Raw genomic sequence first — 11,559 nt, 5'->3', positions numbered from 1 at the left:
TCGACTCTCTGTACATGTGAATCATTAATGGTCGGACCAATAAAGTCAATGCCTTGGGTAGGAAAAGGTTGAATCTGCCGACTTTGCACCTCAATAATGCTGCACAACATCATGATTCGAACGCCAACCGGCTTACTCGCAACCAGACATACCCGGTACGCCATGATTGGTCATACCAAATGAGAATCAGTTGATCGAAGGTTCAGCTTCCGGTTCCGATTCAGGTGTGTCATCCAAGACGATGCGTCCGATTCGGGCGTATCGTTCGGGAGCTCGGTACTTGTACCAAACTGCGACGAGCATTCCGAAAAGAAACAGTCCGCCCACGATGTACGGACTCAAGCGGAACAGCAGGGTATCCGCAGCAGCACCCGCCGCGAAACTGCGGTTCTCCCACAAGAGGTACACCACGTACAGCATTCCCAACCCGCCGAGGAGGGGAGCCAGAAGAGTTCGAAACCAGTTGGCCGTTTCCGGGTGGTTCCGGGAAACATGGAAATAACCGATGACTGCAAAAGCGCAGAGCGACTGAACAATCAGGATTGCCATCGTACCGAGAATCGCCAACAACCCGAATAGGTGGATGTACGGATCCATACCGGCAACCGCGAAGGCGATCACAATCGCAGTGGCCACGACGGTCTGGACGAACGACGCGATGTGTGGCGACCCGTGCACGGGGTGGGTTCGACCGACGGAGGCTTCGGAACCGGGAATCAGCCCCTCCCGCCCCAGCGCATAGATGTATCGAGATGCGCACTGATGGAAGGCCATTCCGCACGCGAAAGACCCTGAAATGAGTAGTACCTCAAAGACACTTACGGCCCAACCACCGACGAAATCACGTGTCGGACCGAAGAATATTTCACTGGAAGTCGAGGAATCTTGCGCCAGCTCGATGGCCCGGGCCGGACCGGTGCCGGCGATGGCCATCCAGGAAACGAATACGTAGAACAGTCCAATTCCCAGAACCGACAGCAGAATTGCACGCGGAATGATTCGTTTGGGGTCGCGCGACTCCTCGCCGTACATTGCCGTCGACTCGAAGCCTACCCACGACCAGAAGGCGAAGAACAGTCCGATACCTGCCACTGCACCGCCGACGCCTGCCGCAGGCTCGAATGCATTCACCGGGTTGATCGAAGACACCGCGAACCCGTCCGGACCACCGCCGTGAACGAGCACTGCAACGGCCATCAGTCCCAACATCAAGATTTCCGTTACCAGAAAGGCCCCCAAAACCTTTGCAGCCAAATTGATATCGAAGTAGGAGAGGATCGCGTTGGCCGCGAGCATCACCAAAGCGAACACGATCCACGGAACGGATATGCCGGTGTATTTCTCCACCGTGCTGTGCGAGAAGAAGCTGAAGATGCCGACGAGAGATGCCTCGAACACCACGTAGGCCATCGTGATGATCGTCCCCGAGGCCATCCCGAGTACCCGTCCCAGCCCATGACTGATGAATCCGTAAAACGCCCCGGTCGCGGTGATATGGCGTGCCATCGCTGCATATCCGACTCCGAAGAGGCCAAGCACGATGGTCGCGACCAGATACCCCGCCGGAGCGCCACTGCCGTTGCCGAAGCCGATAGCAATCGGAACATTCCCGACCATGGCAGTAATCGGCGCAGCGGTCGCAACAGCCATGAAAACCACACCTGCGAGGCCGACTGAATTCTTCTTCAGACGTTGGACTGGCTGACCAGACTTGTTCTCACCGGCGGCGGCCGCACCGTCGGCCTCGGATACATCGGTCACGACGAAGGTCCTCTCAGTATTTGCCGAACGGATTCGACGACTCGAACTGCGACCTGTCGCCGCAGCGCACCTTGCGATCGACTGAGTGTGACACACGTAACATACCAAAACAAGACCTGTCTAAACCTTTTAAATGGCTATGTACTGCGGTTATTCCAATTGGATTGAAATTTGGTATGGCCGTTGGTTGAGAATAATCAGCGTTTGGTCCAACTCTCTCAGTGCTCATTTAAAGGGGTCAACCATTCGACCCCGCCAAGACGCTAGAAGCTCCGATCAACCGCCCACCATGCGATAAGCTGCCGAAACAGACCGCAGCGGCTCCAGCAGTGTGCGGGATTGGCGAATGGGTGATGAACGTGCCGCACTCCGGCGCCGGGGCGGGAGGCGATTCCGATGACGACTGGCATGGGTGGGCCGGTAGCCGAGCAGGTTCGCCGAAAGATTCTGAGCGACATCAGTTCCGGGATTCTCAAACCTGGGGATCGTCTCCCGAGCGAGCGAGACCTGGCCGAACACTTCCAAGTGAGTCGATCCACATTGCGGGGCGTTCTGACAGGTCTGTGCCAGGCAGGAATCACACATCGCCTACCAGGCCGGGCTGGAGGCACCTTCATCGCGCAGCGGAAGTTCGAGCGGGACCTTGATCGAGTTGACGGGTTGCCGTCCTATCTCGCGAGGCAGGGGATGACATCCGGGTCACAGGTGCTGTCAGCCGTCTTGCAAAACCCTGAACAGTCGATTCGAATCCGACTCGGCCTCGACGACGAAGCCTCGCTGGCGTTCAGCATCCTCCGATTGCGTTTCGCCGACGGAACTCCATTGTCCATAGAGCAGGCATGGCTCCCTGCTCAACGCTTCCCCGGGCTACTGGAGCGGCCATTGGGTGGCTCCGTCTACGAACTTCTACGAAGTGAGTACGACGTCGAGGTCGTGAGCAGCGAGGAAAGACTCGAAGTAGCCTCGGCGACACCGGAAGAGGCTCGATTGCTTTCCGTCCACACCGACGCGCCACTCATTTCAATTCAGCGAACTGCGCGGGACGCGGCCGGCGCAATCATCGAATGCTCGAACGACCTGTTCCGAGCCGACCGCACCCAGATCCTCGTTCGCTCGGCCGGTCACGGGATACGTGCCGAATCGGATAATTCTGATTCGGGGGTAGAACTCAACCTCATCTATTGAGCCAACCCCCCGACCGAACCCGCCAGTCAGTACCCCTCAGAAAATTAGAGCGGCATCAAGTTGTGCTTGCGCGGGTTCTTGAAGATCGTCTTGTCCTTGAGCAACTTCAGAGCCTTGCGGATTTCGAGACGCGTCTGCGAAGGCTCGATCACCGCGTCGATGTATCCGCGCTCGGCCGCGATGTACGGCGTCGCGACGAACTCGTTGTAGAAGTTGATCAGCTGCGCACGCACTGCGGGAGCATTCTCGCCCGCCTCGGCGAGCTGACGACGTCCCATGATGTTGACGGCACCCTCGGCGCCCATCACGGCGATACGAGCGGTCGGCCACGCGAGGTTGATGTCGGCACCGAGCTGCTTGCAGCCCATGACGGCGTAACCGCCGCCGTACGCCTTACGGACCACCACGGTCACCTTCGGCACGGTGGCTTCGATGTACGAGAACAGGAAACGTCCGCCGCGCTTGATGACGCCGACCTTTTCCTGATCGACGCCGGGAAGGAAGCCCGGTGTGTCGACGACGAACACGAGCGGGATGTTGAACGCGTCGCACAGGCGCACGAAGTGTGCGGCCTTGTCGGAGCTGTCCGCGTCGAGGGCGCCACTGAGGTAGGTGGGCTGGTTGGCCACGACACCGACGGGCAGTCCGTCGACGCGGGAGAACCCGGTGATCACGTTGTGCGCGACCTGGGCTCCGATTTCGTGGAAGGTTCCGTCGTCGAAGATTCGGAGAATGATGTCGTGCATGTCGTAGCCGGCGTTGTCGGCATCCGGCATGAAGGCATCGAGTTCGAGATCCGACTCGGTGATCTCGGGTTCGAGACCCGGGTTGATCAGCGGAGCCTTCTCCTGGCACGAGGACGGCATGAAGCTCAGGTACTCACGCACCCAGTCGAAGGCAGCCTTCTCGTCGGGAGCGACGTGATGGATGTTTCCGTACTCCGCCTGCTTACGCGCTCCGCCCAGGTCCTCGAGGCTGACCTCTTCGCCGGTGACCGACTTGATGACGTCGGGTCCGGTGACGAACATGTACGACTCTTCGGTCGCGACCACGACATCGGTGTTGATCGGGGCGTACACGGCACCGCCGGCGCACTTGCCGAGGATGACCGAGATCTGCGGGCACAGGCCCGACAGCGGCTCCTGACGTGAACCCATGTTGGCGTACCAGGCCAACGAGGAAACCGCGTCCTGGATACGGGCTCCACCGGAATCGTTGATACCGACGACCGGGCAGCCCACCTTCAGTGCAAAGTCGTTGACAGCCGCGACCTTACGGCCGAACATCTCTCCGGCGGCACCGCCGAACACCGTCTGATCGTGCGCGAACACGGCAACCGGACGCCCGTCGACGGTTCCGTGACCGGTCATGACGCCGTCGCTGTACGGGTTGCCCTCGCCCGCCATCTTCACCAGGGCGCCGATCTCGATGAAGCTACCGGGGTCGAGCAACATGTCGATGCGCTGGCGCGGCGTACTGTGCCCTGCTGCATCGCGCTTGGCAATGGCCCGAGCCGAGCCGGGTTCCTTTGCCTTCTCCAACTTTTCGCGGAGTTCAGCGAGCTTCTCCGCGGTGGTTGTCGTCACTTCTGAACTCCGGTTTCCGCTGCTTTGGTCTGAGCTGTCTCGATCTGGGCCAGCTTGGTGGTGAGGTCTGCCGCAACCTTCGCGATGTACGGCTCGTCGACGATCTGCAGGTGGTCCCCGCCGATGTAGACGACCTCGAGGTTCTTCACGTAGTCACCCCAGCCACCATCCGCCTTGCGAGTCTTGAATGCAGGCTCGAGCGTCATCAGCTCGTCGTGGTACTTGTCGGCCATGTAGAGCACGACGTCGCCGTCGTAGCTGCTGAACTCGGCGGTCTGGATGGCGCGGTTGTCCAACCAGGACGTTCGCTGATGCTCGATGATGCCGCCGGGAATCTTGGCGCCGCTCATCTTGATCATGTCCATCAAGATCTGGATCTGATCCTCGTCGGCTTCGGTGGAGGCCAGAACATCGAGCGGCAGCGGAACATCCAGGTTGTAGGTGCGCTTGGCGAACTTGCCGTAGCGCTCCCACCGCTTGCGTCGTTCCGCCTCGGTGTCCGGCACGACCTCGCCGGCCATGACGGTGTCGAGCAGTCCGACCACACGCACGTCAGCGCCCTGCTCACGCAGCAACTTCGCGACCGCATACGACATCACGCCGCCGAACGACCAGCCGCACAGCACGTACGGCCCGTCACCCTGGATCTCACGAAGCAGCGGAACGTAGGCCGCAGCGCGGGTTTCGATCGAGCCTTCGACCCGCTCGAACCCGTACATCGGCGTGCCGGCAGGCAGGCGCTTGAGCAAAGGCTCGTACGTCACCGTCGAACCACCGGCAGCATGGAAGACGAATACCGGTACGGCCGTGGAGCCTTCGGGACGAGCACGCAGCGTACGAACGAGTCCGTCGATCTTGCCGTCGTCCTCGAGGTACTGGCGAACGACGTCCGCGAGTTCTTCGATGGTGGTGGAGTCGAGCACGTCGTCGAGAGTGATCTCGCCGCCCGCACGCTCGGAAAGCCGAGCTGCCAGCTTCTCGGCGACCTCGTCACCGACGATCGGCAGATCGTTGAAGATGCCCTTGGCCGACTTCCCGGTGACGACGGCCCACGTCGCAAACGTCAAGCGCTCGGCCGCATCTCGCGGCGGAACGTCGGAGCCGGCGTCGTCGGCAGTTCCGGCACGGGAGGGATCGGCAGGCGCGGCAGCAACCGGAGCAGTCGCCGGCAGTTCCACCGACACCTCGGCGGGAGCAGCGTCCTCGTCAGCAGCATCGGCCGCCAGCTTCTCCGCGGCCTGCTTGGCGGCCATCGCCTGAACCTCTTCGCGATTGTCGATCGCGTAGCGCAGGTACTTGTTGACCTCGTTGAGGCTCGCGTCCTTGACTGCCTGGAGCTGGAGTTGCGGAATGTCGAACTCGTACTCGACGCGGTTCTTGATACGCATCGCCATGAGCGAGTCGAGGCCCAGTTCGATCAGCGGAACCTCGGCCGGAAGATCCTCCGGCGAGTACCCCATCGACTCGGCAACGACGATCTTGAGGCGGTCGTCGAGGCTCTGCGAACCGTTCGGATCCCACTTGTCTCCGGCGTCTTCGACGACCTCGGCCAGGGTTTCCATCGGCGCACTGGTCTTGACCGGCGCACTGACGACCAGCTCGGGAAGCGGCTCACCGGACGTGACGACGGCGTCGAACAGCAAACGGAACGTAGCGCCCTCACGAGCGTGCACCTGCACCGACGCTCCACCCGGGTGCGGGTTGAGAGTTGTCGTCAGGGTCGCAGCACCGGCCAGCTCACCGTGGGGAACCGCAGCCGTCAGAGCGACGTCCGAAAGAACCTGTCCGGCAGCGGCAGTCACGAGCACCGCCAGGTCGGTGACGGCGGAAGCGTCGACCTCCCACACGTGACGGCCGTCGGGCAGAGCGACGTGCGAACCGGGAACGCGAGCCGACCCGCCGGCACTGACGCGAATGTCGAGCCAGTACGGCTTACGCACGAATGCGGTGCGTGGCACCGACGCGAAATCGCCTGCGGGAAGCAGAGACTCGAGATTCACGGCATGACCGTGGACGTACAGCTGCGCGAGAGCTGCAAGCACACCCGCGGACTCGTCTTCCTTACGCTTGAGCGTCTGGATGAGCTCCATGTCGTGCAGACCCGAATCGAAAGCAGTAGCCGCCACCGACATCAGCGTCACCGGGTTGGGTGCGAGCTCGACGAAGGTGGTGTGGCCGTGGGCAACCGCACCGCGCACCGCGTTGGTGAAGTACACGCTGTGGCGAAGACCCTTGACCCAGTACGCCTCTTGATGGATCGGCTCGTGGCCGGGACGATAGAAGGTGTCCTTGTCGACGGACGAGTAGACACCGAGCTTCAACGTCGTCGGCTCGATACCGGCCAACTCCGCGGCAAGCTCACCGAGCAACGGATCTACCTGCGAAGTATGGCTGGCACCCTTGGTCTGCAGGACACGCGCCATCTTGCCGTCAGCCTCGGCGGCCGCGACGATCGCCTCGATGTCCGGCTGCGGTCCACCGATCACCGTGTGCGTCGGAGCTGCGTAGACGCAGACCTCGAGCTTGGGGTACGTAGGCAGCAACGCCTCGATCTCGGATGCGCTGTACTCGAGCAGTGCCATCAGACGGATGTCGTCACCGACGAGTGCGCCCTCGGCCTCACCCATCAGCCGTGAACGTGAACAGATCACGCGCACAGCGTCTTCCAGGTTCAGACCACCGGACACGTATGCGGCAGCGGCCTCACCCATCGAGTGCGGAACCACGGCTTCCGCCTCGGCGCCGTGGTGACGCAGCAACGCGGCAAGACCGACCTGGATGGTGAAGATTCCCACCTGTGCGGTCTCGACGTTGTACTCGATTGCATCGTCGAGGAACATCTCGACCATCGAGTAACCGGCCTCGTCCTGGATCAGCGCGTCGACCTCGTCGACGGCTGCCTTGAAAGCCGAGTTCTCCGTGTAGAGCTGCTTGGCCATCTTGCGGTGCTGCGAGCCGAAGCCCGAGAACACCCACACCGCGCCCTTGGGCGACGGCGAGTCGGCCGAGAAGACTCCCTGGGCCGGCTTGCCCGCGGCGACGGCGCGCAGCGAGCTGATGGCCTCGGACCGCGTCTTTGCCAGAACAGCGGCACGCGAGCGGCCGTGGTTGCGACGCGCGAGTGTGCGGGCGACATCGGCGAGGGGTGTCTTGCTTCCCTCTTCGGTTTCGAGCCAGTCAGCCAGATCTGCAGCTGCGCGACGACGACGCGACGGCAGCGCGCCGGACACAGCCAGCACAACGGTGCTCTCGTCTTCCACAGGTGCATCGACGACAGGGGCATCCACTACCGTCTCGGCGGGCACGTATTCCTTGACGACGACGTGCGCGTTGGTACCACCGAAACCGAAACCGGAAACACCGGCGACGGCCTTGCCGGTGTAGCGCGGCCAATCGGTGGCCTCGGGCGTCACCTGCAGGTGTGCCTTCTCGAAGTCGATGTGCGGGTTCGGGCCCAGGTAGTTGATCGTCGCGGGAATCTTGTTTTCCTGCATCGCCAGAACGACCTTGATGAGGCCGGCGGCGCCTGCCGCTGCCTCCAGGTGCCCGAAGTTGGTCTTCGCACTACCGAGCAGTGCCGGCTTGTCGTCGTCACGGCCACGACCGACGACACGGCTGAGCGCGTCGGCCTCGATCGGATCACCGAGATCGGTACCCGTCCCGTGTGCCTCGATGTAGTCGACTGTGGTCGGCACGATGCCGGCGTCGCGGTACGCGAAACGCAACACGTCGGCCTGGGCGTCCGGGTTGGGCGCGAGCAATCCGTTGGAACGGCCGTCCTGGTTGACCGCGGATCCGGCGATCACGGCGAGGATGGAATCGCCGTCACGCTCGGCGTCTTCGAGACGCTTGAGCACGACGAGTCCGCCGCCCTCGCTGCGAACGATTCCCTGAGCCCGTGCGGAGAAGGCACGCAGTTTGCCGTCGGGAGCGAGCATCCCGGTCTGGTCGAAACCGAGGGTTCCGGGAGGGGCCAGCAGCATGTTGACGCCACCGGCCAGCGCGATGTTGGAATCACCACTACGCAGCGAACGCACAGCCTCGTGAACGGCAACCAACGACGACGAGCATGCGGTGTCCAGAGCGATGGACGGTCCACGGAAGTCGAAGAAGTACGAGACACGGTTAGCGACGATGGCCGTCGACGTTCCGGTCAACGCGTAAGGATGCGCCGTCGTCGGATCGCTGACCGCGAGCAGCTGGTAGTCGTTGGCGGAACTGCCGATGAAAACACCGACCTGCTTGCCCTTGAGCCCACTTGCCGGAATGCGCGCGTGCTCGAGCGCTTCCCACGCGAGCTCGAGCGCGAGGCGCTGCTGCGGATCGACGTTGACGACCTCGAGCGGAGACATCGCGAAGAACTCGGCGTCGAAGCCCTTGACATCGTCGAGGTACCCACCCTTGGTGTTGGCGTTCTCGACCGCGGCCTTGATGGCGGGATCCGACATGAACTCGGCCCAGCGGTCCTCGGGGAGGTCGCTGATGCCGTCGCGTCCGGCTGCCAGCATTTCCCACATGTCCGAAGGCGTGTGCCCGGCACCGGGGAATCGTGTGGACAGTCCGACGATGGCGATGTCGTGCGCGTCCGTCGCGCCGCCTGAGACGTAGTACGACGCGTCGACGGTCTCCTCCGGCGCCTCGGGCTCACCTTCGATGATCCGAGTCGCCAGCGAAGCGATGGTGGGGTGTTGATAGGCAACCGTGGCGGTCAGCGTGACGCCGAGCAGATCCTCGATGTCTCCGCTCAGAGCGACTGCGTCTCGCGAGGCGAGCCCGAACTCTTCCATCGGGCGATCGTCCGTGATCGCCCCGACCGGCTGACCGGTCGCGTTGGCGATCCAATTGCGAAGCCACTCCCGCAGCTGCGCGACACTCATCTCGCTCACGACGTCTTTGCTCTGCGCACCATCTTGTTCAACCATCAACTCGCCAAGCCACCGATCATGAAGGGACTGCTCCTCAAACGCTATCGGGGAATGCGGTCTGCTGATAGCCGCCTCGCAGCGTTCCCTCGATATAGCTCGCCTTACATGCGCGGCGAGCGATCTTGCCGCTGGACGTTCGCGGAATCGAACCGGCAGGAACGAGCAGGATGTCTCGGGCTGTAACGCCGTGACGGGAAGAAATCGCCGCACGCACGGTGTCCGCGATCGGCTGCGGATCGGCCTTGCCTGCGCCGGGAGCACGCTCGGCCACGATGACCAACTGCTCCGAGGAATCGTCGTCGTCGAACTTCAGACCCGAATGCGTGTTGGAGAACACGACGGAGGGCAGCTGGTTGGCCGGCACGGCAAACGCAGCGATGAAGCCGGGGCGCAGGGCGGGGCTGGCTTCCTGAGCCGAAGCCTCGAGATCCTGCGGGTAATGATTGCGGCCGTCGACGATCACGAGGTCCTTGACGCGACCGGTGATGTACAGCTCGCCGTCGACGTAGACGCCGAAGTCGCCGGTACGCATCCAGTTGGCATCCGCGGGCGTGCCCTCGGTGTGGCTGTCTTCGCTCAGCCGGTTGTCCAGCTTGTTGTGGAAGGTCTCCGCCGTCTCGTCGGGGCGTCCCCAGTAGCCGATGCCGATGTTCTCGCCGTGCAACCAGATTTCACCGACGTGATTGTCGGGGACCTCGGTCAGCGTCTCGGGATCGACGATCGCCGCCCACTGACTGCGCGAGACGTACCCACAGGAGACCTGCGCGATGGCGTTCTCGGAGTACTGGTCGACGATGACCATGCGGCCCTTGTTGAGTTCCGTGCGGTCGACGTAGATGACCTTGGCCTCGTCGGAATGCTTGGTCGAGGAGACGAAGAGCGTCGCTTCGGCCATGCCGTACGACGGCTTGATCGCAGTCTTGGGCAGACCGTACTGAGCAAAAGCGTCGTTGAACTTGCGCATCGACGACGTCGTGACCGGCTCACTGCCGTTGATCAGTCCGATGACATTGCTCAGGTCCAGGGTCTCGCCGTCCTTCGGCAGGCCGCGCGCGGCAGCGTGCTCGAAAGCGAAGTTGGGAGCGGCAGCGAAGGTGCCGGCGCCGTCGGAGACCGCAGCCAGTTCCTTGATCCACCGGTACGGCCGCTGCACGAAAGCACGCGGGCTCATGATGGTGATGTACTTGCCGCCCAGAGCAGGCAGGATGACCGTCAGCAGGCCCATGTCGTGGAACAGCGGCAGCCACGTGACGCCGCGTGAGTCCTCGTTGAGTTCGATCGAGTCGACCATCTGGAGCGCGTTCGTTCCGACAGCGCGGTGGGTGATCTCCACGCCGGCGGGAACTCGGGTCGAACCGGAGGTGTACTGCAGGTACGCGATGTCGTCGAGTTCGATGTCGGGACGAACCCACGTCTCACCGACGGTGTCGGGAATCGCGTCGACGGCGATGATGCGCGGACGCTCGGCAGCGGGAAGCGAGCGGAACAACTGACGAACACCGGCCGCCGACGATGCGGCAGTCAGAATCGCAGTCGGCTTGCAGTCACCGAGAACAGCGTGAAGACGGTCGGTGTGCCCGGGCTCGTCCGGATCGAAGAGCGGCACCGCGATGGAACCGGCCTGGATGGCGGCGAAGAACGAAATGACGTAGTCGAGTCCCTGCGGAGCAAGAATCGCGACACGGTCGCCACGCTTGGTGACCTGCTGCAGACGGGCCGCAACAGCGCGCAGACGCACACCGAACTGCTCCCAGGTCAGCTCCAGGGCTTCACCGTCACGTTCGCGTGAGTAATCGATGTACCGATACGCGAGCTCGTCCGCGTTGACACGCGAGTGTTGCTCGACGTAGTCGACCAGCGTGAAGCCTGGTTGCAGGCGGATCTGGCCCTTCTCGTCGAGAAAGCCATCGAACAGCGCGTTCATTCCATCTCCTCCGAAGCGATCACACAAGCACTGTCTTTCATGCCTGCGCCCCAGACTTCCTTCGCTCTCTCGGGTCCATCTTCGATCAATCGAATCGCACTTTGTGCGCAACTCACCTGAATCACTTCATCGATCCCAAACCATCGATATGTTACAGATTCGCATCGTCCGTATTCTC

5 protein-coding genes are annotated in these 11,559 nt (G+C 62.4%); 1 reads left to right on the top strand and 4 read right to left on the bottom strand.

Annotated elements, in window-relative coordinates; all coding sequences use genetic code 11:
- Positions 1-186 precede the first annotated feature (186 nt).
- The gene (locus tag G8767_RS21900; protein ID WP_240952592.1) at positions 187-1,650 is read right to left on the bottom strand and encodes an APC family permease; all 1,464 of its coding nucleotides are present in this window, start codon (positions 1,648-1,650) and stop codon (positions 187-189) included.
- A 507-nt stretch (positions 1,651-2,157) separates the two neighbouring features.
- Here G8767_RS21900 and G8767_RS21895 point away from each other — a divergent pair.
- On the top strand, positions 2,158-2,946 hold the full coding sequence (locus G8767_RS21895) for a GntR family transcriptional regulator (protein ID WP_124566853.1): 789 nt from the start codon (positions 2,158-2,160) through the stop codon (positions 2,944-2,946).
- Between the two features lie 44 nt (positions 2,947-2,990).
- Here the strand turns inward: G8767_RS21895 and G8767_RS21890 are convergent, their stop codons facing one another.
- The 3 genes from G8767_RS21890 to fadD32 are packed head-to-tail and all read right to left on the bottom strand — an operon-like array spanning position 2,991 to position 11,381.
- On the bottom strand, positions 2,991-4,532 hold the full coding sequence (locus G8767_RS21890) for an acyl-CoA carboxylase subunit beta (RefSeq protein ID WP_095969492.1): 1,542 nt from the start codon (positions 4,530-4,532) through the stop codon (positions 2,991-2,993).
- A complete protein-coding gene (gene pks13, locus G8767_RS21885) occupies positions 4,529-9,454 on the bottom strand; it encodes a polyketide synthase Pks13 (RefSeq protein WP_166811743.1) in 4,926 nt (1,641 codons plus the stop codon). Before pks13 ends, G8767_RS21890 begins: the two co-directional genes overlap by 4 nt.
- Before the next feature lie 37 nt (positions 9,455-9,491).
- Positions 9,492-11,381: a long-chain-fatty-acid--AMP ligase FadD32 gene (gene fadD32, locus G8767_RS21880; RefSeq protein ID WP_003943899.1), complete on the bottom strand. Its 1,890-nt coding sequence runs from the start codon at positions 11,379-11,381 to the stop codon at positions 9,492-9,494.
- Positions 11,382-11,559: the final 178 nt, after the last annotated feature.

The sequence above is a fragment of the Rhodococcus sp. IC4_135 genome, from assembly GCF_011602025.1.
GTDB lineage: Bacteria > Actinomycetota > Actinomycetes > Mycobacteriales > Mycobacteriaceae > Rhodococcus_F > Rhodococcus_F baikonurensis.
Note: the sequence above shows the minus strand (reverse complement) of the source record. Positions and strands in the feature narration are given on the sequence as shown.

Excerpts from the sequence above, each read along its gene's own strand:
- G8767_RS21895 (WP_124566853.1), top strand. The coding sequence starts at position 2,158 with ATGACGACTGGCATGGGTGGGCCGGTAGCCGAGCAGGTTCGCCGAAAG.
- fadD32 (WP_003943899.1), bottom strand. The coding sequence starts at position 11,381 with ATGAACGCGCTGTTCGATGGCTTTCTCGACGAGAAGGGCCAGATCCGC.
- pks13 (WP_166811743.1), bottom strand. The coding sequence starts at position 9,454 with ATGGTTGAACAAGATGGTGCGCAGAGCAAAGACGTCGTGAGCGAGATG.
- G8767_RS21900 (WP_240952592.1), bottom strand. The coding sequence starts at position 1,650 with ATGGCTGTTGCGACCGCTGCGCCGATTACTGCCATGGTCGGGAATGTT.